Here is a 26,306-nt window from a genome sequence, read left to right as displayed (position 1 = left end):
TAACCGATTCCAATAACGAACAACCAGATGAGACGTGTATAAACGATGAGTAAAGAAGCCATAAAATCAAAAGAAAGATTTAAAAATAGTGGAGCCCCATTTCCCAATGCTAGGCATTATGCTCTTAAGTTATTGGCGGCTTTAATAAGATTAATAAAAGTATATAAACCATCATCAAGTACAAAAGTAACAGCATATGATCGCGCACTTTTTAACTTCTTATATCTGTGGCTAACTGGTGCTCTCACGTCATGTAAATCAAGCAAAGATATTCCAGATATCACCATTGTTAGTGGCAATACCCCTTGTCAACAACATAGTTTAAGGAGTGTCCGTAGAAATAATCCTTCATGGATCGAATATGCTATTGCTTACCCAACTAAAGGCAGTATTAGCTGGCAATGGCAACCTATCCCAAATGGTTTAAATCACTGGTTTTCTGATGCAATAACTAAAACGAAGCAAGCCAACAATTGCTGGGTGATGAGCCAAGAAGAGAAAGAGGTATTCTTATGTTTTATTAATGACAAATGGCAAACTCCTCCTATATTAAAAGCAAAATACCTAGTTCGTAAGGATGTTTTGTTTAATTACTTCAAAAAAATGGTTCAATGCGACCCTAGCCTAACAACACCGGCAAAAGCAGTTTTACTTGGAGTTGATAACTTACATCATTCTAGTGCCTTTCATTATCAAAGACGCGACAGTGATCAAATAAGATCTGATATTTTTGTTGCCCAAACATACTACTTAAAACGACTATCGCAAGCTATCTATGAACCAGAACTCTTAAAGTTATTTAGCGCTACAAAGTCTATTTTGCATAATGACTCTCAGCTAATTCGCAATACTACTAAACAACAAGACTACCTATTTAGTACATCAGGAAAAATACCTTCTTTATACTATGATATATCGGCAGCAAGACGAAAATATATAAATACCCCACCTATTTTTATAGGTTCAATACGATATGTAAATGTTGATTCAGTACGTCGTTTTTTTCATGAACTTCACTTGCAAGGCCAAAAGCTTGAGCAAAGTAAACATACGCTAGAAAGCTTACTGGAGCTGTATAACTTTAGGGTATTTGAACTTGCACTATTATATATTGCATTAACAAGTGCACGTCCAACACACGAAATTACATTTAAAAAAGAATATTGCTTCGATAAACACTCTGTCATCATTTTTGATAAAGGTCGTTATCGTACTATTTGGCTATGTGACTATTTTCGTCTTGCATTATTACGCTACGAGTTTTTACTGCAAAACTTGCAACTTCATTCATCTACTACTTTTGATTCTCCATTAATGTGGTTTTTGATTGATGAAAATTTGGCGGTCAAGCCATTATCAGCAAAAATTTTGCGACCGTTTATGGCTAAGTGGTGGTCAAAAGCTAATCCTGGGGAAGTAAAAATAGTACCTTACCATCTGCGACACTTTTTTGCCCAGCATGCATTAACATCACTATCTCCTACGCTCACGTCGCAAGATATAAGTCGACTTATGGGCCATGCAAATTATGGAGAGCAACTAGGAAGCGATGAGCTATTTCCTGTCGTACTAAACAGATTTTGCTCCTTTTTAAATAAAATCCCTGAGTTTTTAAATTTAGCGGAGATAAAAGGAGCAAATCATGGCTAAAAAACCACTAACGGCTCAGAGTATTATTACCTACCGTGAAGAGCTCGGTATGGATTGCGAGGAAACTAGTAACCTTCAGTGGGTATGCGATCTAATTAACTCTTTGAATATTAATGAGCGAGCATTATCAAAAGAGCAGCTCAACGATATTAATAAGCGAATTAAAAGTATTCCCACAGGTAAACAACGGGTGTTATTAAGTGCACTTGATCACGTTTTATTTTATTTGAAAGAAATATGTAATTGGCAGTTACCAGAAGTAAAAGAACAAGCTTTTACGGATGAGTCAACGATGTGGCTATTTAGTATTCATGAGAAAAATCTATTAGCAAGTCAATGCTTTGCCAGGTATGAATCACAACGTGAATCTTTTATGGATAAGCGATGGCATGACTTAGGTTGGGTATTACTCGTGCTAAACTTTGAAGTTGCCCCACTACATTTGTCATACTGGCAAAGAATATTATCAACACCTACCTGTATTGAGTTTTTCGAAGGACAATTTACACTCAAAGTGTCACACCCTAAACCTATTTCTTCATATGCAGATGAAGACAAAGCGAGTTTCACACGTTACCCACTGCCTGTTTTCCCTTTAAGGGTTTTGCTAAACTTTTATAAATATCTTCCTGAAAAGGCGTTAACAACAAAATCATTATTGGACGCTATTAATCGGTGGGTAGATACTGAGCCATATTATTTCGCTGCAATGAGCCCCGCAGAATGGTTGCGTACATTTCAATCATTTTGGCATCACCACTATGCAGTGCCACCAAAATTATTACGTGACTTAAGTGATCCTATGCGTCATGTATCGCCACTTGATTCCACAGAATGTTATGCTATTGATACGGTAAAAGAAAAATTATTATTCATCCCCCCGTTGAATAATGCGGTTGTAGGGGCAGAAAAAAAAGCCCCCGCTGATGCATGGCCTCATAAAAATCTTATTAAGTACCATAAACAATCATCCAAAGAAAACTCTACAAAACCTACTGCGCCAGCTTGGGGTACCGACAATGTTATACCTAAACTGTTTTATCACTATACTGATGAGCTATTTAATGAAGGTGGGGTTCACAAAAAGACACTCCTTTCTCAAAGTATCGACCGCTATACAAACTTTTATAAAAGCTTAAACCCATTAAGCTTTGATGATGCCACTAATCCGGAAACATTGCATCGTTGGGCACATAAAGAGTTCGATCGTTTAGATGAAAAAACAACACCGTGGCATTTATATAATTTCCTTCGCAGTGCATCACATCAAGAACTCACTGATGAGCTAGATCTAGAACAGTTCGAGCGCCCTGAGCTGCCTTCTCTTGTTGATCCATTTTGCTTAAATGTGTCTCAGATAAACAGCACCGTAGAGCTATTACTTTCTTCAAAAAACGGGGATGCCATGCAACGACTATTTGCCAGCATAGCGGTCATCTTAGGGTATTACGGGGCTATGCGAAGAGGCGAAGTTTTAAGGCTGTGTCTAGGTGACATTACTATTGTGAACCCACAAAAAAAGCAGCTTTTTAGTATCGTTATAAGAAATACGCCAGAGGGGACGACTAAAAATAAAAAGACGAGAATAATTACTGTATTTATGCCAGAGCCGGCAGCCAAACTTATACGAATATTATTAAAAATCAAAACAGGCTGTGATGAAACGAAGCCTTTACTTGGTTTTGAATACGAATCTATAGGCTTGCGTTCAAGCTATTATATCTACCCTGTAACTCAGGCACTCAAAGCACTATTCGGTCCTAAAGTACGTTTCCATCATTTGCGTCATGGTGGTGCGGAATTACTTTACTTACAGGGATTACATCTCGCTTATCAGCGTCAAGGGTGTCACTTATCAAGTATCCTTCAAGATGAAGCTACAGAGGCAATGCTATCTAAAGAAAGCTGTTTAGCGCGTTTTGATTTTTGGTTAGAAGGCCGACTATTTGACAAAATGAATGCCGGACTATTATTAGATGTTATAGCAAAACAGCATGGACACTCTAGCTACGCAACCACTCGTCGTCATTACCTTCATGGTATGGAAAAAACAATTGCATTATTCAAACCTGTATATCGCCAATACTCACGAGCAGAGCTTCGCTATATCTATGATATTCCAGTAGGTTCAAATGATATTTCGCGTATTTTAGATTCACTTAGCCAAGAGCACTCATTACTTAGTAGTGAGGATAAAAAGCAGTTTCAGCCTGAGCTAACAGAGAGCCAAATTATAAAAAAATTGAAATTAAATACCCTCATAGTAGGTAAAGTTACTACGACCAATAAACAGCCTTCTACATTTAATAAATGTGATTTTAAAACTCTATGGGAGAGCTCCTTACCTGAAGATTTTATCGATAAAAATACGAATACGTTTAATTACTTTTGTCAAAAAGTATTCAAAGCACTAAATAATAAAACCTTAGACTTTAAAACAGCCAATATTCAGTGGCGTCAATTAGCAAAAGGACAATATTTTAACTTTGTCTCTAAAGAGCTAAAAGCGCTTAAAACATTGGGTAAACCTAAAATAATTCTCCAGAAACCACAGGGGAAATCACATACCGAAACCCTTAACATTCAATTTTCTTGTGTATGTAACCAAAAGACATTGCAAGCTTTTAAAACTATTTGCCACAAAGGATCATTAAAGCATTATACGGCTACTTTTTTACTAATCCAAAATAGAAAAAGCCTTAACAGTAACAAATTAAATATGGTTAAGAACCAGTTTTTACGTAAAGACGATAATTTTAACTGGCATAAAACGCCAGGTGGGAACACTCAATTAATTATCACACTGAAAACACTCATTCCTTCTACATTGCTAGCGCAAACGTTGGAACAATACTTTTTAAATATAACCTTAAAATAAGGATAACTGATGATGGCAAAAATAGTTCTTAAACCAAAAGAGCAAACTTCGATAAGTGATTTTTTAAAGAGCGTAATAAAATTAGATGCTGAAGCTCGGATTTCATTTATTATCGATGATAAAACATGCAAAATAATTATGGGGGCAGATGATAGCATGCAAATAATCAGTCTAGATGTTGAAGAAGATTGGTTATTAAAAAATGGACAGTGGAGTCTATCAGCAAGTAGCTTTAAGCAGTGTTTGTGTCTCCATTCACAACAGACCAATATTGAAGTCGATATTGAGTATACCTCCAAAAGCCCCTACCCACACGTTGACACCCTAACAAAAGGCGAGTCACGTATATATATTCTGGCTAAAGAGATAGTGGCAGAACACCTTGATTTTTTAATGTTTGTTGAACAAGCAAAGAAGCTAACAATACCAACAGCCTCAGCAATAGAAATGGCCAATATCGCAAATTCATATACGCCTTACGATTCATTTGAAACGAATAAAGCAGAATCGAAAATTCGTATCGAACGTGACAACAGAATTATCCCATTTGATGTTCCTGAAGGGTTTGCACCAAAATTTGACTTATTATTGAATAAGGATGGCGTTGAAAACTTAAAAAACCTCGCTCTATCAACTAAATCTAAAACTGTGACTATATATACTGATGATGAACGGGCAGTATTTAGTGATGGTTATAACGTAATATCAAACTCGTTACTTTCTTTACGAGATTATGCTAATAAAAAAGAAATAAACTACGTCGTTGAGCAAAAGCTTGTTATCAGTATCTATACCTTAAAAGATGAAATTACAAGTTATCGTAATATGGGCATAGTAAAAAAAGCAAACGAAGCACTATTGTACATAGACAGTAATTGCGTAATGTTAGCTGGGTTAACTGAAGAAACTGGCGGTAATTGTTTTTTATCCACACAGCATATCAAAGAAACATCGTCTATGATTTACCGCATTAACTTAAGTGCACTTTCAAAAGTGAAAATTAGTGATATCACAACAGCTAAGCAAATCAAGTTGCAAATGTTGTTAGATGAAGATGGAAAACGTAGTCTCGGTTTTTATAGCGATAAAGACTCTGTCAATCCATATCAATGTATTGATGATATTGAACTTGCACCTGAAAAAATGAACAAGGTAATAGAAGCTAAAAAAGCATTGGAGAAAAAACTTGGGAAACGTGGGGAAGACTTTAGTGATCCACAACTTCCTGGTATGGGGTTTGATGATGTTTAAATTATCTACTAACGCTAATGTGTTTATGTTGGGCGCATTAGCGTTACTCACTCACATTGTTTGCAAAAATTTCAAAATCGACAAATTAACAACAAAACACTGGACAAATAGACAGCACTTGCTATATTTTAATAATGAAATTCTAATCAGTTGCGCGATTTCGTACTTAGTGTATGGTATTGGTGTAACTGAAGATAAAATAAGCAGTTGGGGTAAAGAGGCTGCAACCTCCCTACCCCGTACCGGCTGCGCTGTGTTTAACCTGACCCAGCCGATGATCCAATTCTAACGAATTCCATCGGTGAGGGATAGATCTATTTATAGATCCATTAACTGATGGAGGCCTTTATGGCTCACATTCGCATTCGCCCCAATGGGCGTATTCAATTTGATTTACACATTTATGGGCAGCGCTTTCGTGAAGGCACTAAGCTCATGGCAACCCCTGTTAATATTAAAAAAGCCAATGCAACGCTTAAAAAAATTAATGCTGAGATTGATTTAGATACGTTTCAGTATCGCGATTATTTTCCTGAGAGTAAAAAAGTCGCTAAGTTTGAAGCCTTGCAGCGCGAAAAACACCCTGATCGTCTTTATCCATTTTTTAACGATTACGCGAATGAATGGTTCGATCGCCAAAAAGCAAAATGGAAAAGCAGCTATCAAAGCGTGGTACGAAATACGCTCGACCGTTACCTCATTCCTGAATTTGGCAATATATTAGTTAATGAGATCAAGTTGGCTAATGTGGACTATTTTCGCGAAAGCTTAATGGTGTGCGATACCAAAAGGGTCCGTAAACTTTCTAATAAACGCATTAACGGTATTTTATGGCCGTTTGTGGCTATTTTGAGTTTAGCCGCAGAAGAGCACGACTTCCCTTATCCATTACGCCGCTATAAAACCCTAAAAGAAGAACGCGCAAATTCATTGCCGCTTATTGCCGATGAAGTACAACGCTTTTTAGAGTGTACCCCTACACAATGGCGCGATTATTTTATGGTGCGTTTTTGGACCGGTATGCGAAGTTGTGAAATACATGGTCTTCGCTGGGAAGATGTGGATTTTAATCACCGCCTCATTCGTATTCGTCACAATTGGGTAAATGGTGAACTCGGGGATGTAAAAACACCTAAGTCGCGCCGCGACTTAAAAATGTGTAATACACTCTTTTCGCTATTCAAACGCTTACAAAAACAAACAACCAGTGAATTTGTGTTTACTCACAAAGGCAAACCGCTTAATACCCACTTTGTAAGCACTCAACTGTGGTACCCCACACTTAATAAAGCGGGCCTTGCACGTCGCCGCCCCTACGAAACACGCCACACTGCCGCTGTACTGCATATCGCAGCACATGAAAACCCGCTGTACATTTCGCACATGCTGGGCCACAGCGACACACGTTTATTGTTTGACGTATACGCACCCTATGTTGCCAATGCGTCAAGGCAAGATGGCTTTGCGTTTAATGAAATGATGATTGAACGCGGGATTGCATAAAGCACACACAGTTAATGGCTATGCGTTTGATTGCTTAACGCCAAACAAACGCATCCCACACCTATAACATTTAATACTAATATCGCGCTTATGCGCATTTAATTTACTACTAACCCAAAAGAGGTTACTTATGATTTGCAAACAATGCCCAAGTAATACGTTAGCGTACCCATTAACTAAAGAGTTTGAGATAGATTTAAACGTAGCTCAAACTGCGTTTGCTAAGCTAATGGATATGTCATTAAAGCAGCTAAATAAACGCCAATGGTATGCTGAGTTTAAAAACAAAATGATGTTTCAGCCTATTATTGGTTTGTTTAAGCAGTACGAGTGCACCATTCCTCACTCTGTTTTTGACCAAAAGCAGGCATGCCAAAAACACATTGCACAATTTTTAGGATTTAACGAGGAACCATCAAAACAGCGGGGCCGAATGTTGCGCTATTTATCTCAGTATATTACTAAAGAGAGCAATATTACGCTGTGCCCTTGTGCCTTAATAGCGCAAAAAACAAACCATGCAGTGCAGCTTCAAACAACGTTACAGCATAAATTAGATAACATACTTGATAATAGAAGAGTCGCGGATCCAAATTTATTATCGTTAACTGTTGAAGTTAATTATGTTCACTCAAAACGCGATTATCGCTATACCTTAATCGCTGAATTTTCAGAGGCAAGAAATAAAGTTGAAAAGCGCATAGCCGAAACATCCACTAAGTTACTCAAATATGCAAAAAATATACAGGCGGTGTCTTATGACCTTGAAGACATGAACACACCTCAAAAAATTAAAACATTTAAAGCAAGCGTGAAAAAAGAGCTACAAAAATTTAGTGATGCAGCGCATGTTACTGATATTAAGGTATACACATCTGATTATGTTCCTGAGTATCAACGTCCTGACTTTAAAAACTATTTTAAACAAAAAGATAAGTACATCATTGATATTGTCATTGCCGATTACTTTATAGCACGCACAACATTGTCTTCACTTAGAAAAAGACAAGACGGTGGAAAGGTGTGTGACATGATAAGCAGTGATGCAAAAATTATTAACGACTTATACCGAATTTCAAATAAGTTTAAACTATACCCTATATGGTCGGTACAGGTAGAGCGTGGTGAAAAAGAAAGCACAGGTAAGCAGCGCATTCATGCTCACATTACATACACAAATGGTGAAACTGACTACGTGAGGAATTTTTCAAACTATCCGGGGGTCGACCAGCCTATATTATTACTACCAACTGGTGATAAGAAAATAAAAAGCGTGCCGGCTTATGGCCCTTTTTCGCATACCCATATTATTTTTTATGTATGGAGCGGTATTATTCAAACCGAAGGTACTAGGGAGGTTATTTATAAATTTGGCATAAGTCGTTTTGATTGGGCCGATAAGCAAACATATACAGTCGATGAGTGTGTGCAGTCGGTCATGAACCGACAATTAAACTACTGTCGCTCACATAATCTTGTTGCTAATGAGATTAACATTGAGCTTATTTCAACCCCTATCCCGTTTAGCGGTAATTGGGGAGGTAGCGCATTAGGCCAATTAGAAAATTGGCTTAAAAAGCCTGAGAACAATCCGCTATTAATACGCAATGATATGTCGGATGACTATAACGTGACGAGCACCAATTCAACAGAGTTCATGTGTGACGATAGGCTTAGGCAGCTGTTTGTTATTCCCTTTATTAAAAATTACATTAATACTATGGAGAATGAGCAGCCTATTACCTTTATTGATTTAGATAATGGTGAGTGTGGAAGTTACACTGTTCCTCGCGGCAACGACGATTAATGTTAAATGGCTATTTGGCGAGGTTTAATTTAGGTAAGTAAATATCATATCAGCCCGTTAAGTAACGGGCTGATATGATTTATACGTTATAGTTTTTAGTAGTTAAACGGGTGTTTTTTGAACTACAAAAAGTGGCTGCAATTATTTTTTTACAGCCAATCCTAATTTACAAGCGATTTTAAATGCTCAGTAAACTCTTCACCTAAACTTTCATGGCGCATGCTGTATTCTACAATGGCTTTTAAATAACCGAGCTTATCACCACAGTCATGCGAGCGGCCGCTCATATGAAACGCTTCTACTGTTTCCTGTGCAATTAGCGCATCAATCGCATCAGTCAGTTGAATTTCGCCACCAGCGCCAACGTGTGTTTTAGCCGCCCATTATGAGTAAGCATTTATTATCTATTATCAGTAAATAAAGCAGACTGTATCGTTTAAAATCTAATAATTTATAGCAGCTTTTTTATTGCAGTAGCTATATGCTCAGCCTGCGCTTGTGATACAACAGAGTCAGTTGATTCAACCATAACCCTTATAAGCGGCTCAGTGCCCGATTTACGTAGTAAAACACGCCCTGTATTCGCAAGCACGGTTTCAGCTTCTACTACTGCTTGCTTAACCCCATCGGTATTGAGTATCTCATCTGCATTATTTTTTGTTAAACGCACATTTAAAAGTACCTGAGGTAATTTTTGCATACCAGCAACATACTCTCTTAAAGACTGCTTTTGTTGAATAAGCGCTGTTAATACCAATAAAGAAGCGACAATGCCATCACCTGTGGTGGCGTAATCTAAATGCAAAATATGCCCTGAGCCTTCACCGCCTAGCTTCCAACCTGTGTTTTTTAGCTGCTCAACAACATAGCGGTCACCTACTTTAGCGCGTTTAAACGGAATATCCATATCATTAAGTGCTAGCTCTAACCCAAGGTTAGACATTAGCGTACCCACAACTCCACCGTGCATGTTCCCTTGTAGTTTTGCGGCTTTTGCTAAAATATAAAGAATTTGGTCGCCATCAACTACGCTACCTAAATCGTCTACTAGCATTAACCTGTCGGCATCGCCGTCAAGTGCTATGCCTAAGTCGGCTTTGTGCTCTAATACAGCGGCTTGTAAGCTATCTAGATGTGTTGCACCGCACTGCTCGTTAATGTTTAAACCATTAGGTTTATCATTAATGCTAATAACCTCTGCACCCAACTCTGCATATACATTAGGAGCAATATGGTAAGCAGCACCATTTGCGCTATCTACAACAATTTTTAAACCTTCCAGAGTTAACTCTTTAGGGAATATTGCCTTACAAAATTCAATGTATCGGCCTGCGGCATCGTTAATGCGCCTAGCTTTACCTAACAACTCAGAACTTACACATTGCATAGCATTGTTGTTAAGTGCTTGATCAAGCAAGGCTTCAATTTCTAGCTCTTGTTCGTCGTTTAGCTTAGTACCAAAGTTATTAAAAAACTTAATACCGTTATCATAAAATGGATTATGTGATGCACTAATTACTACGCCTGCATCGGCCCTAAATGTAGATGCTAAATAAGCAACGGCGGGGGTTGGCATAGGGCCAACAAAGGCTACATTTACGCCGGCAGCAGAAAGGCCTGCTTCAATAGCCGATTCAAACATATAGCCGCTATTACGGGTGTCTTTACCTATTAAAATTTCTTTAGTACCACTTGATGCTAAAATAGTGCCCGCAGCCCACCCTAGCTTCATTGCAAAATCAGGGGTAATAGGAAAAGTACCCACTTTACCTCTTACCCCATCGGTCCCAAAATACTTACGTGCCATAATTATTCCTTAATAAATTTTACAAAATTTAGTTTCAAAAATAGTCTTTAAAAACAAAAAAGCTGATTTAAAGTTTCACGCTTTAAATCAGCTTTTTTATGTACTAAACACTTTTAAATTGCCTTAAATCGAGTGCTAATTTTAAAGACAAATTAATATTACTTAACTGTTGAATATTCTTTTTCGGGTAGGTTTAGTATACGTCTACAAAAATTTATTACTTTACAGTGATTAACTAATATTACTAAGTAGCCTATAAAGGCAGCTATAAAGCTATAAAACATAATGTATTCTGGTAATAAAAGTATTTCGCCTAGTATACCGATGCCTGCAAACACTGAGGCAATAAAGCAAATTAGACCTAACGTTTGTAACGACGACAACCCCAAACGCTGACAAATATGATGTAAATGATCACGATCTGGCTTAAAAGGTGATTTACCTTGTTTGACCCTGCGTATCATAATTGAAACCATGTCCATTAACGGTACTGCGATAAGCCATAACGCGGTTACCGGGCGAATCATTGGGTTACCTTCTGCTTGGCTTGCACCAATAAGCAACCAAATGACTGTAAAACCTATCATCATACTGCCGGCATCACCCATAAATACTTTTCGTTTATGCCCAACCAAACCCAGATTCATTAAAATATATGGGATCATGCAAACAACTAATAATATACATAAGTAACTTAAACTTTGCTCATCCGAAAGTGATAATAATATACCTACACTGCCAAATGTTACTATTGATAAACCACCTAATAGCCCATCAATGCCGTCAACCATATTAAAGGCATTAATACAGCCAATAACGGCAAGTACAGTGACTAAGCCACCAAGTATTCCTAGCTCGATTACACCAAAGCCTAATAGGTTTCCTAAGCTATGCATTTCAGCATTAGCAAAATAAATCATAGCTACTGATATTAGTGCTTGTACTAACATACGTATTTTAACACTTAAATCAAAGCGATCGTCCAGTGCCCCTACTGCTGTTAAACCAAATATACACAACATATATAAGTTTGCGTGATTAATCATACCTGGATGCGAATATATGTAATTTATAATAGTAATACATATAGAAATCCCCCCAACTAGCGGAATATTACCAGAGTGTAATTTTCGCCCAGATGGCTTATCAACTAGGCCTACTCTACGCGCAACTTTACGCATTAAAAACAAAATTGCAAACGCAATAAAAAAGGTGAAAAGTAGATCTAAAAACATAATAGTTCCATTAACAAATTTGGTATTTCACTTTATCTACATTCTATTTTTTAGATAAAGCAGTCCATTGATATTTGTATTCCTAATAACTAAAAAAGTAACAGTAATATTATTGAAAAAGAAAAACATTATTCAATTAAGTATTTTTAGCTTAATAATATTTTTGCATGCATTTCAACGAACGGGCCTTCTTTTATTTCTAGCATTAATGCATGCTCCGATACACATTCTACGCTATGCACATCGCCCGGTTTAAATTCAATCGCTTGAGTATCTTGTTCATCGCCTACCAAAAAAGAGCTTATTACAGAGCCATCTTTATGGTGCAGCGTTACTTTTAATACCCCACTTTGCACTATAAACATTTCCCATTGATGCGCAAAAGCATGGTAATGTGGCTCTACATAACTGCCTTGCAATAGTGCTATGTATAGCCTTTGCACTTTATCATCAAAGCTGGTGTGTAAGTTAAGGTGCGCTCTTTTTCTGGGCGAGTTACTAGCCTGCTCAAATAAAAGTTCGATGTCTGATTGGGTTATTTTCCTCATTATTGCTCTTTTAATTTTTTAACAATGTTAGCGGCGATAGCAGTAACTGAAAATTCATTTTTTAACAGCTCATATGCTCCATTACCTAGCTGCTTACGTAAGTTGGGATTTTCGTAAAGCGCTATGGCGTTTTTTAATAGCTGCTCATCGTCGCCATTTTCGCTGATAACCCCCGCCCCGCTTGAATTAACTAGCGCTTGCAGGTCGTTACCACTATTTACACTGCCTAAAATAGGCAACGACTGCACCATATAGCCTAATAACTTTCCTGGAAAGTTATGCGCAGTATGCTTGGCCGATAAAGAAAACAGCCCTATGTCAATGTCGGCTAATATACGTTTAAATTCATTTTGATTAACCGAGGGCAAATAAGTGTAATTTGTTAACTGCCACTGTTGCGCCAGCTTGTTAATTAACTCAACTTCGTCGCCTTGGCCAATAAATAAAAAGTGTGCATGGGTACAATATTGCATGTTTTTAACTAAGCGCATTAGGTTTGCCATATCTTGCGCATGGCCAATGTTGCCACCATAAAAGTAAATAACTTTATTTTCTAGTTGCAGCTGCATACGAATAGAATTAACGCTGCTCTCAATATTAACGGGGGTTGTATCTGCCCAGTTACGCAAAATTTCGGTGGGATAATCTGTGCGGTTACTTTGGCTAAATACTTCTCTGTTTTTCTCTGACATTAAGCCAATGGTGTTTGCGGCTTGGTATGAGTACTGTTCAAAAAATTTAAAATAACGCGCTATTAAAGAGCCTTTTTTTATCATTCCAGCATCTATAACCCACTGTGGAAACAAGTCACGTAACACTAAATAAGAGGAACAGTTACAACACTGCTTAATTTTATTAACTAAGCCACCAAAAAATATGGAAGGAGAGTAATAAATTACGCCATCAAAGGTGTTCTCATTTACATGTTGCTTAATAGCCGACCAAGCTCTAAATGAGAGTAAGGTTTCGTTTAACGCTCGTGTTACTTTGCCCACATCTTTAATAGGACCAGAACTAAAGCGCCAAACTGTTACACCGTCTATGCTTTGTTCAGTAAATTTTTTCGCTTGCCCTACGGCAGGGGTAATTACTGTTACATTATGCCCACTTGCCAAGAGCTCAAGTGCGAGTTCATGAAACATTTTAGCACCAACCCTGGTGCTGTCTGGCAAGTAGTCATCAATGACTAAAGCAAGCTTCATTAATATTTTTTCCACACAACTCTATTTATATAGTCAGTATAAGAATGAATTATTCTTACTACTTTATCTGCTACATTTGGCATGCTGTAATCATAGACTTGACGAAGTAAGCGTTGCTCTCCCGTTGGTTGAGATTCTAAAATATGTAATCCCTGCATAACACGCTCTGCTCCTAAACCAACCATCATTACTGATGCTTCCTCCATTCCCTCAGGGCGCTCGTGCGCTTCGCGTAGGTTTAACGCTGGAAAATTCATGATAGAAGACTCTTCGTTGATAGTTCCACTATCAGAAAGCACTGCTTTAGCATTTTTTTGTAAATTATTATAATCATGAAAACCTAGTGGTTTTAATAATCTAATATTTTTATGAAACTCAATTCCTTGTGCTTCTATTCTGTTTCTTGTGCGCGGGTGAGTCGAAATTATTACCGGCATATCATAATGCTCAGCAACTACATTAAGCGTATTTGCCAAGTTTATAAGCTGCTTGGGAGAATCAACGTTTTCTTCTCGGTGAGCACTCACTACAAAAAACTGGCCTTTTTGTAGCTCCAGCTCTTTTAATACGTTTGATGAATCAATTTGAGGCATATAATGCGTCAGCACTTCAAACATCGGGCTGCCTGTTTTTATAATACGATCAGCAGGAATTCCTTCAGCTAACAAATAGTCTCTCGCAATAGTGCTGTAAGTAAGATTAATATCAGCAGTATGATCGACTATTTTACGATTAGTTTCTTCAGGGACTCGTTGATCAAAACAACGATTACCAGCTTCCATGTGGAATATAGGAACCTTACGGCGCTTTGCTGGTATAGCTGATATACACGAATTTGTATCACCCAATACAAGCATGGCCTCGGGCATAACCTCTTCAAGTACTTCATCAACTTTAATGATTACTTGGCCAATTGTTTCAGCCGCATTTTTACCAGCAGCATTTAAAAAATAATCAGGCTTTCTTACATCTAAATCGTTAAAAAAAACTTCATTAAGTTCAAAATCATAGTTTTGGCCAGTATGTACCAAAATATGTTCGCAATGCTCATCAAGCTTTGCAAGCACTCGAGATAAACGAATTATTTCTGGTCTTGTTCCTACAACAGACATTACTTTTAATTTTTTCATTTTTTCACTTTAAACTTATTAAAATTAAATAACCACGTGTTATAAAGGCATAGCGACAGTATCTGGTTTATCTCTATCGAATATTTCATTTGCCCAGAGCATGACAATTAGCTCTCCTGAACCAATATTAGTTATATCATGAGTCCAACCAGGTACCGTTTCCACTATAGTACGAACTTGGTCAGATGTTGTAAGTTCATACTTTTCGCCTGTAACAATGTGCTTGAACTTAAAACAAGCTTCACCTTTAAGTACTAAAAACTTTTCATTCTTAGAGTGGTGATAATGCCCACCACGTGTAATCCCTGAATGTGCAGTAAAAAATGAAAACTGACCTGAATCAGTTGTTTTTAGCATTTCGCTAAATGAACCACGTTCATCAGTATAACTAGGCACGTCATAAGTAAATTGTTCAGGTTTAAAATAACTTAAGTAAGTAGAATAAAGTGCTCGCTCAAACCCCACACCCACCTTATTAGTTATTAGAGAGGCGCGGCTCTGTTTAAAGTCACTTAATAAGCTTAGAACTGTACCCACTGTAGTTTTATAAACTGGTTCTACTTGGCTATACTCTTCTGGTTCTGAAGGCGTGTTGATTAGTAAATTAACAAACGAATGGCATACATCATCTATATAAACAAGACTAAGGGGTGCATCAGCATTGTGTACCGTAATTGGTAAGTCGTTTATTGTGTTATAACAAAAGGTAGCAACTGCCGAGTTGTAATTAGGACGGCACCATTTACCAAAAACATTCGGTAATCTATAAATGTAAGCCGCGCTTCCTGTTTTTTCCCTGTAAGAAGTAATAGCAGACTCTGCTCCTGCTTTACTTACACCATAAGGATTATTTAATTCAGCTTGAATTGATGAAGTAAACAAAATTGGAGTACTACGCTCATCATTAACTAGTATATCAACTATCTTTTGAGTTAGGTCAGTATTCCCAGCTTTAAACTCATCATCATTTTCAGGCCTATTTATACCTGCTAAATGGTATATAAAATCAGCATGCTTTACTTTTTCATCAATACTTTTGTCGTTATCATCTCGGGTGATTGTTTCAATATTTTTAAAACCAGCTTCTTTTAAATGAATACATAAGTTTTGGCCAATAAAGCCTTTTGCACCTGTTACTAAAATATTCATTACACACCTTCTGGCACTATTAATTTACCAGCTTCAATATCACGCATAAAGTCAAGTTTACGCAGTAATTGTTTCATGCCTTCAACGTCTAAACGCTCTGTGTTATGAGAGTTATAATCTTCGATTGCAGATAAGTCTTTGTCGCCTTCTTCAGTATACTGCGCATAATTTAAATCGCGATTATCAGCAGGAATTCTGTAATACTCACCTTGGTCTTGTGCAACAAACATTTCTTCACGGCTACATAATGCTTCAAATAACTTCTCACCGTGGCGTGTGCCAATAACATTAACTTTATGCTCTGGTTTGCCAATCATCTCAAGAATTGCTTTAGTTAATACTTCGATAGTAGCAGCTGGCGCTTTTTGAACAAAAATGTCACCATTAGTACCGTGTTCAAAAGCATGTAACACTAAATCAACTGCATCGTCCAATGTCATCATAAAGCGGGTCATCGAAGGGTCTGTTAATGTAATGGGTATATTTTCGATAACCTGGCGAATAAACAAAGGAATCACAGAACCACGAGATGCCATTACATTACCGTAACGAGTACCTGAAATAACCGTATTTGTACCCTCTAAGTTTCGGCTCTTAGCAACAATCACCTTTTCCATCATAGCCTTAGAAATACCCATTGCATTAATAGGATACACTGCTTTATCGGTGCTTAAACATACAACGCGACTTACACCATGGAATATAGCAGACTCCAGTACATTCTCAGTGCCTAATACGTTAGTTTTTACAGCCTCGAGAGGATAAAATTCACATGATGGCACTTGTTTTAAAGCTGCAGCATGAAACACATAATCAACGCCACGCATTGCGGTAGAAATACTTTGAGGATCACGCACATCACCAATGTAAAATTTTAATTTTTCATTATTAAATGCTTTACGCATATCATCTTGTTTCTTTTCATCTCGAGAAAAAATACGTATTTCTTTAATATCTGTATCTAAAAAACGACGTAAAACTGCATTACCAAATGAGCCTGTACCGCCAGTGATGAGTAGAACCTTATCTTTAAACATGTTTGACCTTTATTTTATCTAATTTATTTTTTTAATATACCTAAAACCCTAGTGTTTTCGACAACAATAAGAACATTCACTTTTTTATCATCCATAACATCGTATGCCTCTTGAATACTGCTTTCTGGTAAAATAGTTAAAGGATCAAAAGTACATATATCTTTCACTAAAAGGTCAAAAATATCTTTACCATATTTAACAATTGCTCTTCGTAAATCACCATCAGTAATCACAGCTTTTAACTTTCCAAACTGAAGTACAAGTACCACTCCAAAATTACAACTGGAAATAGTATTTATAGCATCTGTTACCGGTGATTCTAATGTGATTGTTGGTAAATTTTCAGTGAACATATCATCACTTACCTTTCCTAATAACCTTCTCCCCAAACTCCCCCCTGGATGAAAACGAGCAAAATTTTCAGGTTTAAACTGCCTTTTCCCCATTAACACTACAGTTAAAGCATCGCCCATCACTAAAGTAGCAGTGGTAGATGATGTTGGCGCTAACTGTAAAGGACAAGCCTCTAACGGTACTGCGACATTCAAATGACAATGAGATTTTACTGCTAGAGTAGAAGTGGGCTTTCCTGTCATAGCGATCACAAAATTACCATTACTTATTAAAAAAGGTAATAACCTTAGGACTTCGTCTGTTTCACCGGAATTCGATATAGCTATAAACACATCCTCGGATTTAACCATACCTAGATCACCATGAAATGCTTCACCTGGATGCATAAAAAAACTTGGTGTCCCTGTACTAGCAAAAGAAGAAACTATTTTTTTACCTATAAGCCCAGACTTTCCCATACCGCAAACAATAACTCTACCAGTAGAATTAATTATTGCCTCAATAGCTTTATCAAAATTTGAATCAAGCTGATTAGCCATGTGCTCTAAACCTAATATTTCAGTTGTAATTACACTTTTTGCTATAAGTAAAGAGCTCATATCATGTCTCCATTAATTGCTTTAATTTTTGATAATCTTGCAAAGTATCAACGCCATGAGGCGTTACTTCGTTAAATTCCATAGCACCGATCCTCATACCATGGCTTAAAGCCCTGAGTTGTTCTAACTTCTCATACTTTTCTAATGGCGCCTCTTCATATTGACAAAACTTTTGCAATGCATACTTCCTATACGCATAAATACCAATATGTCGAAAGGCCAAACTAAAATCACTCGGATTATCTCTATTGAATGGAGCTGAAGCACGAGTGAAATATAAAGCACAATTATCAGCTCCCACTATAGCTTTTACAACATTAGCATTTAATAAATCAGCTTTACTCGTTAATGCTGAGATAGCAGTAGTAATATCAAATTGAATATTGTCATCAGTAAATGCGATTAACTTTTTAATTAGTTGAGATGGAATTAATGGCTCATCCCCCTGTACATTCAAAATAACAGTATTATTAGGCCAATCATTTAACTGTGCTACCTCATTGATCCGGTCTGTTCCACTTATATGCTCAAGTGATGTCATTACCACAGGAACTTTTAACTCAACAGCTAGTGACTCAATTTTCTTATTATCCGTTGCTACAATAACATCTTCGAGCAAAACCCCAGCCTCTAAAACCCTTTGCACAACATGCCAGAAAATTGGCTTATTGTTGATAAGGAGTAAGGGTTTTCCTGGTAAACGGGAAGAGTTGTATCGCGCAGGAATCACAACTTTAGTTAGCATTTTCATTTACTGCTCAATACCATCAATATAGTTCTCAGTCACTTTGTTCATTAATGGTACGTATATTTCTATTAAAGGCTTTTTCAATTGTTTCTCTAATAATGTATCAACAAATTCGCGCACCATCCCAAAACCACCATTTTTAGACATTACCCAATCAGCAGAGTTTAGCACCAGTGAGTGGGCATCAGCAGGGGCTGCACTTAAACCACAAGTATTCATAATAGGTAAATCTAAGATATCATCACCACAAAAAGCAACTTCATCCAAGGAAACATTATATTGCCGACAAATAGCCACTAGTTTAGGTAATTTATTCTTACAACCAGTAACAACAATATCGAACGCCAATTGCTCACAGCGCTTGTTTAATGCCTTACTTGCTTTGCCTGATATAACACCAGACAATATATTATGGCTTCGTAATAACTCTATCGCTATACCATCCTTGGCATTAAAAGACTTCACCTCTTCCCCATGCTCAGAAATGAATATAGAGCCATCGGTCATTACGCCATCTACATCAAATATTACAAGACGTATATTTGTATTTAAACTCTTTAGTTTCAAGTTTTTCACCTAAGTTGCTTTTCAATAAACGGACGGCGATGAACAACTTCATCTATTTCTAATAAAGTTTCTAACAACTCTTCCATATGCTGTAAGGGCAACATGTTTGGGCCATCACATAGAGCTTTATCTGGGTTCGGGTGCGTTTCAAGAAATAAACCATCAATACCGACAGCTACAGCTGCACGAGCTATCGCAGGGACATGTACCCTATTACCGCCTGTTGAACCGTTTAATGCTCCCGGCATTTGGACACTATGTGTTGCATCCATAACAACTTTACATCCTGTTTCTTTCATTATAGTCAAACCAGGCATGTAATTAATTAGTGCTCCAAAGCCAAAGCTAGTACCACGGTCACATAGCCATATATCTTCATTACCAACAGCTCTACACTTCTCAACAACTGGAGCCATATCAGCTGGGTGCATCCATTGTCCTTTTTTTATATTTACAGGTTTGCCCATCGAGGCTACACGTTGTATAAAACTTGTTTGCCTAACGAGAAAAGCTGGTGTTTGAAGTACATCGACAACTGATGCAACCTCATCAAGTGGCGTGTCATCATGGACATCGGTTAATATTTTAACTCCTAATTGATCTTTTGCTTTTTGAAGTATTCTAAGTCCCTCATCAATCCCGGGACCTGTAAAAGCGTTTCCGGATGAACGATTTGCTTTCGTAAAAGAAGACTTTGCAATATACTCAATTCCAAGCTTTTTCGTTATTTCCTGTAACTTACCAAAGGTATCGAGAACTAAGCCTTCAGACTCTATAACACATGGTCCTGCAATTAAAAACATATATACTCCTAATTTATTTTTGCTTTAATAAAGCTAATTAACTCTTCACCCCAACACTGAGGTGTATTATTTTTTACATATCTCACAGCAGCACTAGAGTTGATAAGCGTTTCTCTGGAATAAGGCAAATCAGAAACTAAAATATCGCAGCCAAAGTAACTGGCTTCAAGTAATGGTAATCCTAACGTTTCTATAACACTTGGAAAAATAAGATGCACACCTTCTTTTTGATAGATAGAAAATACTTCATCTCTGTCAATGAAGCCTAAAAAATCGCAATATTCCGCCACCTCATAGAATTGAGCTTTTTGATACGTATAACTATCCTCATCTAAAGTAAACAAAAAAGTGAATGCATCTAATAATGTTGGCTCTATTTTTTTTATATAGTTGAGGGCCTCTATAAGTAAATGGTGATTTTTATATAAATACTCACTTGCAGGGTAAAACAGATATAGATGCTTACTTAGATCAGTTGTACTCTTTTTAACAAAAAGCTCATCGAGCTTAAATAATGGTTTTTCTATAAAAACTTTTGTTTGGTTAAATTTAAAATAAGAAGATAATGCATTTTTCACCCAAGAAGCCTGAACAATGTATGACACATCTGGACTATCAAAAAACTTTACAAAAAAAGGATAAATGTATTTATAAAAGGCTAATTGTCTCTCACCTTTTTTAAAAGGGTTCCAGTGAATATTAGTCAAAGGGATTGCTTGATGATAATAAACAGACTGTTTAACCCCCTTAACCCCCTTAACACCAGTATTCTGCAAAGAAATGATTTCATAAACACTGATATTTTCACTTTTTATAAAACGAGATACCCCTAAACAATCCCAAATAAAACGCTTTAGACCAGTAACACCAATTTTTTCAATGTAACGAATATTAGATGCAGCAGGAAAGTTTTCTTTAGATACTCCTATAAAAAAAATATAAGAATTATTGGGATTACATTCTTTTATAAAGGATTGCAATACAGTTAGTGCTCCTCCCTCTTTTGATGCAACAGCATTTACAATTGTATACTCCATTAAATAAAATCCTTCACCCAATGCGTTACTAGATATTTATTATAAATTTTAATTGGTGTTGGCTCATATGGTGTATTCATAAAAGAGTCAGGTACAACAGGATTTCCCCGATCAACAACTAAAATATTGTTAGGATTATAAAAATCATATTTTTTTACTTGTGGGTTTGTAGTTATCAATTTTTTCTGTAGACCTAGCGCTTCAAATGTACGAATAGTTAACCCTTGCTGCCCAGGCTGATGAATATCAAGTATCGCACGGCTTGCAGATAGAACCTCTAATGTTTCAATTTCTGTTAAAGGACGGCTCTTTATTTCAGAAAAACTGATCCCACCAAGCTTATTTTGCTTAATATACTTGTTTAAAAAAAATGACATTTTAGAACGGAGCAAGTAAATAAGACTCTGCTTAGCTAACTTGGGGTTAAGCTTCAGAAATAGCTGAGAAAACTCATAACGATCACTATGGTGAGTGCCAACAAATGAAACAAGGTACTTTTCTTTAATATTATTTTTCGCATACGCTTGATGCAATGGATTAAAAAAAAGAGGTTTATGAGTTAAATTCAGTTTATTGGAATCATCTTTATCAAATGTGAACACGCGGTTAAAATAAGGGATTTGCTGTTTGAGTAAAGGAAGGTTTTTTTCAAAATCCCATTGGTACATCACACGATTCTTTGGAGCAAACTTAAATTCTAAGTCATTCAAAATATCAAAGGTAAATAACTCCCCTCTAATTAAAAATAACGTATCACAACATGTAGATTTAAGATTTAAAATATAAGCTCTAAATATATGACTTTTAAGCTGCTTTGGTAGCTTTAAGAAAAGCTTTCGAATAAGGGGGTATCTTGAGTAAGGTAACTCATCAATAACACAAACATTAATATCAAGCTTTTCTAGTGCAATTTTTATATGCTGGTAAAAACCAAAAACAGTCGGAGCAATAAGTACTATTGTTTTTTTAGACATAGTTGAGAAAGCCCTGTTATAGCTATTAAAATAAAAACATTTGAAAAATGAATAGGCTGTTGTGATATCAGTAAAATTACAATTAGACCGCCAATCCATATATTATTATTTCCGATATGTGAAACTCCCTTGGCTAATATATATAAATATATGCTAAAAAAAATAGCCCCCGTCTGATATAGCATAGACAAAATACCATTACTGCTTCCTCGGGCCAAACCATTAGTGTCTGTATTATATTGAATAGCTATAGCCTCATTAAAGATACTATACCCAAAAATAGGTTGATTTAGAAATAGCTTCCACCCATAAGCTAGATCATTTGCTCGTAATGAAAATGATTGCGAATTTAATTTAAGGAATAAGAAATCAACCAAGAAAGAAAATATTATAATTATAATTATAAGTAAAATAACTCTCGCATACTTTTTTTTAATTGCACTGAAGACTATCAGCCCACCTAAAAATATACTAACGGGCGAAAATGTTAGCAGTAAATTCAAAAGTATTACACTTACTTTAAAAATTGAGTAACTAGAAGTGCGTAAAGCCCAAAGTAATGCCATACACAGAAAAACACCAAAAACACCAGGCTCATAATAAATCCCTGAATTCCTAACGATTGATGCTGTACTAAAGTCTACACCATAAAATGTATTGAATAAGTAAGTTTTTACCTCTCCAATTTCATATATAGGTAAATATACATTACCAAAAATAATTTTAATCAGATATAACGAGATAGAAATACAAGAGAAATAGAATACCCACTTAAAAATACCATCTAATAACAAGTAAACTTGATGCTGATCATTTATACACAAAAACATTAATAATAAAAACTTTAAAAAAAACACAATAAATGTAAGTAATGACAAGCTTTCGAATGATATATTTAAAAGAAAGCTAATAATAGAAACGATAAATAGTAGGCTAAAAACACAAATGGATTCTAGCGTAAGTTTTACTTTAGTAAAGTAAATAGCAAGACCAATAAAAATAGCTAAAAATGCATTTATGGCGGGTCCATAAAGAATAGAAATAAAGGTACCACTAGATAAAACGAAAAAAAGAGTTAAAAAAATACGATTAATTTCAATTAATTTTCTCATTTAAAAATCTTATTTAAGGCCATAGGAAATTTCGGAAAAAGCAGTGAGTCATCTTGGAAGTGACCTTTTGATAAAAATATGAATATCAGCTCATATAAAAATGAATCTACTACCTCCTGATTAAATTCAGCATTAACCGCTTTAGAAAGTAAATCCGATAGTGGCGCACCTCTATAAAAGTCAAATGTAACTCCTTTATTTGAATAATAAGAATTACCTAGTGTAACCACTTTAGTACCCAGTAATAATGATTCTATACCTACCGCTGAGTTATTTAAAATATTTACTTCAGCATTAATGAGCAGGTTATTTAAGTCAACTTTATTACCTAAATAGATTTTAGGGTTATTGTTAATCAGATCGTAAATTCGATTGTCGTATTTATTACGATATTGAGGGTGCTCACGAATAATTAAAGCATAACCACTAGGTAATGCATCAACAACATCTTTAACCATTTCGTAGAAACATTGATAGTTAGGTGAATGCTCAATTAATTGTGCATCAACAGGTACTTGTAAATAAAGCCCTATATATTTTTTTGGAAGTACTTCAACTTCAGCTTCTGAGTGATTGGCAGTATTAAATAAAAATTTACTTTTAATTTTTTCAACAAAAAAACTTTGAAAACTCAAACCTATTTGCAGATCAACGGGTGTTTTTTTTAAAAACAATTTAGGTGGATACATTAAGAATAGAGTGGCTAAATTATTGAGCCGCTCTTTGGTACTAAACTTATAATTATACCAGTACTTTTTAACTTGCTTATTCTTGTAGTTAGTTTTGAAGTTATTTAGTTTTTCAATTTGTTCAGCAGTAAGTTTGTTTAAGCTAGGAGCAAAAGAAACATTAGCATTAACCCCCATTTCATCAATCATAGTAGTATTAAAAGGCCCTTGTTCAAAATAAATTATTTTGACACTGTACTTTTTTGCTAAATAAATCACTACAGATGGTAACAACCGAGAGTCACCTGAAGATATAAGAAAGTCAAAGGCCTCCCGCTCAAAAATCGGCTCGAGTATATTCAAATATTTTAAAGCTTGCAACTTCAACTCTACTGTATAATTTTTATTGTACAAAGCCAGCGACTTTTTATTAAATCTAATTAACTTCTCTAATAATAAATTATTTTTCTCTAAAGTATAAGCCTCTTCATTCACCCTTAATGAAGGCAGATAAATAGAGTGTTTATTATTTGATATAAAAAAATTATGTGCGCAAGGATAAATACTTATATTAAAGAAAACATTTTCTTTTTTTGATCTTAAATCTATTTCATCTTCTAAAAACGAAAAATAACGCGCAAAGTCCTTGAAATAAGTTGTTGTTATAAATTTCATAGTTTTATCTTAGAGAAAATATCAACTAATAATTTATCCTTAAATACAAATAAAATTATAGGGTAAATGATTAGAGAAAACAGTGTTAAAATGACAAAACGAACTATCAAAGTTAATGGCTCTGTCAGTTCATAGCAAACTAAAACAAGGATACAATAAATAGCGCAAGCAGAGCTTAATTTTAAAAACCGTAAATTAATGATAAAAGAAAAACTTATGCCTGCTTTATATATAACATAAAATTGATAGAGCATTATAGAAAACTCAGCAGATAAAGCCGCAATAGCTGCACCATTATGTTGATATATTGGTATAAGTGACAAATTCATTACTATACAAACAAAGGCACCAACGCCTAAAGATTCAGCTACTTTTTTCTCTAATTTATTTGAGTACAAAATTTGCACACCCGTAAAGTTAGTAATAGTTGAAATTACAATTAAGCCTGAAGTTATTTTCAATGCCAAACTTGCAGACATAAAGTCTTTACCCGCAAACATATAAATCAATTCATCTGAAAGTATACTTGTAAAAATAGCTATCGGTAACGACAACATTAACAAAAAAATAAATAGGTCGAGTAGGAGAGCTTGATATTTAATACTTTTATCTTCGGCTAAACGTGATGCTTCAGCAAAAAAAACAGTTGTTGCTGAAGATATCAGCGTAGTTATTACTCTTACTAAGCGAATTGCTGTCGTATATAAGCCTACAAAGTAATTAGATGTCATAATGCCTAAAATAACACTGTCTAACAATGTGTACACAGTGGACATAAGTCGTGTACTCAAAAAGTACACTATAGGTTTTAGGTGCTTTTTAAACTTTAAATTTTTATATTTAAAGTTAATTATTTTCTTAGCTGAAAAAATATTAATTATATTTGCAATACTCAAAGCAATAACACTAATTAAAACATATATCTCTACATCGTCACTATCTAATACCAATGTAAATACGAGTGTGATTGATAGTAACTTTGTTATAAAGCTTCTTATTGCTAATATTTTAAACTTCTCTAAGCCTTGGAATAACCAATCAATTTGAAAGAAACTCAGAACGATATTTATAGCTGCGATGTAGTATAGTGTAATATTATCAGACATAATATTAATTGAATTAATAACGATAAAATAAAGCAACAAGGATATAAATGCACTAATTGCATTTATAAACATTAATTCAGAAACAACATAGTTTAACCTTTCAGGTTTACCTAAGCATCTTGCAACTTCTCTAATACCATAAATTGGGATCCCTAAAGAAGCTATAGTCGTGAAGTAGGTTGCTGTGGTAAGTGCTAAACTTGCTGCGCCTACCCCCTCAACACCTAGTATTCGAGAAATATAAGGAAATGTAATTAATGGAAACAACATATTTAACAAGTAATATAGTGCATTGAATATTAAATTTTTAACTTTTTTTAGATCAAACACTTTTAATTTAACTCTTATTTATCGAACTATTTATATTCATGGCGTGTTTTATCTAGCCAAGTTATTAAAACAGTGTCTAGCTATCTTGTATCGCTTATGTAGTTTAATTAAATACCAGACTTTACCTGTTTCCAAC

General features: G+C 35.6%; 21 protein-coding genes and 1 pseudogene. 5 read left to right on the top strand and 17 right to left on the bottom strand.

Features of this window, described 5'->3' with window-relative positions; all coding sequences use genetic code 11:
* Positions 1-45: 45 nt before the first annotated feature.
* The 5 genes from PNIG_RS02360 to PNIG_RS02335 all read left to right on the top strand — a co-directional run bounded on the left by PNIG_RS02360 (position 46) and on the right by PNIG_RS02335 (position 9,089).
* Positions 46-1,650 (top strand): site-specific integrase, encoded by a 1,605-nt coding sequence (locus PNIG_RS02360; RefSeq protein WP_089367724.1) that lies wholly within the window; start codon positions 46-48, stop codon positions 1,648-1,650.
* A complete protein-coding gene (locus PNIG_RS02355) occupies positions 1,643-4,528 on the top strand; it encodes a site-specific integrase (RefSeq protein WP_089367723.1) in 2,886 nt (961 codons plus the stop codon). The genes PNIG_RS02360 and PNIG_RS02355 overlap by 8 nt, the downstream gene beginning before the upstream one ends.
* A 9-nt stretch (positions 4,529-4,537) precedes the next feature.
* Positions 4,538-5,779, top strand: coding sequence for a hypothetical protein (locus PNIG_RS02350; protein WP_089367722.1), 1,242 nt, complete (start codon positions 4,538-4,540; stop codon positions 5,777-5,779).
* A gap of 348 nt (positions 5,780-6,127) precedes the next feature.
* The gene (locus PNIG_RS02340) at positions 6,128-7,282 is read left to right on the top strand and encodes a site-specific integrase (RefSeq protein ID WP_089368928.1); all 1,155 of its coding nucleotides are present in this window, start codon (positions 6,128-6,130) and stop codon (positions 7,280-7,282) included.
* A gap of 130 nt (positions 7,283-7,412) precedes the next feature.
* On the top strand, positions 7,413-9,089 hold the full coding sequence (locus PNIG_RS02335; RefSeq protein ID WP_089367720.1) for a hypothetical protein: 1,677 nt from the start codon (positions 7,413-7,415) through the stop codon (positions 9,087-9,089).
* 161 nt (positions 9,090-9,250) lie between these two features.
* Here the strand turns inward: PNIG_RS02335 and PNIG_RS02330 are convergent.
* The 17 genes and pseudogenes from PNIG_RS02330 to PNIG_RS02250 all read right to left on the bottom strand — a co-directional run.
* A pseudogene (locus PNIG_RS02330) lies at positions 9,251-9,466 on the bottom strand (UTP--glucose-1-phosphate uridylyltransferase); the annotation flags it as partial.
* 74 nt (positions 9,467-9,540) lie between these two features.
* Positions 9,541-10,896, bottom strand: a complete 1,356-nt coding sequence (gene glmM, locus PNIG_RS02325; protein ID WP_089367719.1) for a phosphoglucosamine mutase — start codon at positions 10,894-10,896, stop codon at positions 9,541-9,543.
* Between the two features lie 158 nt (positions 10,897-11,054).
* Positions 11,055-12,131, bottom strand: a complete 1,077-nt coding sequence (gene wecA / locus PNIG_RS02320) for a UDP-N-acetylglucosamine--undecaprenyl-phosphate N-acetylglucosaminephosphotransferase (protein WP_089367718.1) — start codon at positions 12,129-12,131, stop codon at positions 11,055-11,057.
* A gap of 146 nt (positions 12,132-12,277) precedes the next feature.
* Positions 12,278-12,679 (bottom strand): WbuC family cupin fold metalloprotein, encoded by a 402-nt coding sequence (locus tag PNIG_RS02315; RefSeq protein ID WP_089367717.1) that lies wholly within the window; start codon positions 12,677-12,679, stop codon positions 12,278-12,280.
* Positions 12,679-13,896, bottom strand: a complete 1,218-nt coding sequence (locus PNIG_RS02310; RefSeq protein ID WP_244181057.1) for a glycosyltransferase family 4 protein — start codon at positions 13,894-13,896, stop codon at positions 12,679-12,681. The genes PNIG_RS02315 and PNIG_RS02310 overlap by 1 nt, the downstream gene beginning before the upstream one ends.
* Complete coding sequence (gene wecB, locus PNIG_RS02305; RefSeq protein WP_089367715.1) at positions 13,881-15,011, bottom strand: non-hydrolyzing UDP-N-acetylglucosamine 2-epimerase; 1,131 nt, start codon at positions 15,009-15,011, stop codon at positions 13,881-13,883. The genes PNIG_RS02310 and wecB overlap by 16 nt, the downstream gene beginning before the upstream one ends.
* A 39-nt stretch (positions 15,012-15,050) precedes the next feature.
* Positions 15,051-16,160, bottom strand: a complete 1,110-nt coding sequence (wbjC, locus tag PNIG_RS02300; protein ID WP_089367714.1) for a UDP-2-acetamido-2,6-beta-L-arabino-hexul-4-ose reductase — start codon at positions 16,158-16,160, stop codon at positions 15,051-15,053.
* Positions 16,160-17,197, bottom strand: a complete 1,038-nt coding sequence (locus PNIG_RS02295; protein ID WP_089367713.1) for a polysaccharide biosynthesis protein — start codon at positions 17,195-17,197, stop codon at positions 16,160-16,162. The genes wbjC and PNIG_RS02295 overlap by 1 nt, the downstream gene beginning before the upstream one ends.
* Before the next feature lie 23 nt (positions 17,198-17,220).
* Positions 17,221-18,150, bottom strand: coding sequence for a KpsF/GutQ family sugar-phosphate isomerase (locus PNIG_RS02290; RefSeq protein ID WP_089367712.1), 930 nt, complete (start codon positions 18,148-18,150; stop codon positions 17,221-17,223).
* A gap of 1 nt (position 18,151) precedes the next feature.
* Complete coding sequence (gene kdsB / locus PNIG_RS02285) at positions 18,152-18,901, bottom strand: 3-deoxy-manno-octulosonate cytidylyltransferase (protein WP_244181056.1); 750 nt, start codon at positions 18,899-18,901, stop codon at positions 18,152-18,154.
* A complete protein-coding gene (locus PNIG_RS02280) occupies positions 18,902-19,465 on the bottom strand; it encodes a KdsC family phosphatase (protein WP_244181055.1) in 564 nt (187 codons plus the stop codon).
* 5 nt (positions 19,466-19,470) lie between these two features.
* The gene (gene kdsA / locus PNIG_RS02275; RefSeq protein ID WP_089367711.1) at positions 19,471-20,268 is read right to left on the bottom strand and encodes a 3-deoxy-8-phosphooctulonate synthase; all 798 of its coding nucleotides are present in this window, start codon (positions 20,266-20,268) and stop codon (positions 19,471-19,473) included.
* Between the two features lie 8 nt (positions 20,269-20,276).
* Positions 20,277-21,305, bottom strand: coding sequence for a glycosyltransferase (locus PNIG_RS02270; RefSeq protein ID WP_089367710.1), 1,029 nt, complete (start codon positions 21,303-21,305; stop codon positions 20,277-20,279).
* Entirely contained in the window at positions 21,305-22,279 is a 975-nt protein-coding gene (locus PNIG_RS02265) for a WaaS/CpsH family glycosyltransferase (RefSeq protein ID WP_089367709.1), read from the bottom strand. Before PNIG_RS02265 ends, PNIG_RS02270 begins: the two co-directional genes overlap by 1 nt.
* A complete protein-coding gene (locus tag PNIG_RS02260) occupies positions 22,261-23,391 on the bottom strand; it encodes a hypothetical protein (RefSeq protein ID WP_089367708.1) in 1,131 nt (376 codons plus the stop codon). The genes PNIG_RS02265 and PNIG_RS02260 overlap by 19 nt, the downstream gene beginning before the upstream one ends.
* Positions 23,388-24,734, bottom strand: coding sequence for a capsular polysaccharide export protein, LipB/KpsS family (locus PNIG_RS02255; RefSeq protein ID WP_089367707.1), 1,347 nt, complete (start codon positions 24,732-24,734; stop codon positions 23,388-23,390). The genes PNIG_RS02260 and PNIG_RS02255 overlap by 4 nt, the downstream gene beginning before the upstream one ends.
* Entirely contained in the window at positions 24,731-26,170 is a 1,440-nt protein-coding gene (locus tag PNIG_RS02250) for a flippase (RefSeq protein WP_089367706.1), read from the bottom strand. The genes PNIG_RS02255 and PNIG_RS02250 overlap by 4 nt, the downstream gene beginning before the upstream one ends.
* Positions 26,171-26,306: the final 136 nt, after the last annotated feature.

This window comes from Pseudoalteromonas nigrifaciens (assembly GCF_002221505.1).
GTDB classification, from domain to species: Bacteria; Pseudomonadota; Gammaproteobacteria; order Enterobacterales; family Alteromonadaceae; genus Pseudoalteromonas; species Pseudoalteromonas nigrifaciens.
This window is presented reverse-complemented; position numbering and strand designations above follow the sequence as displayed.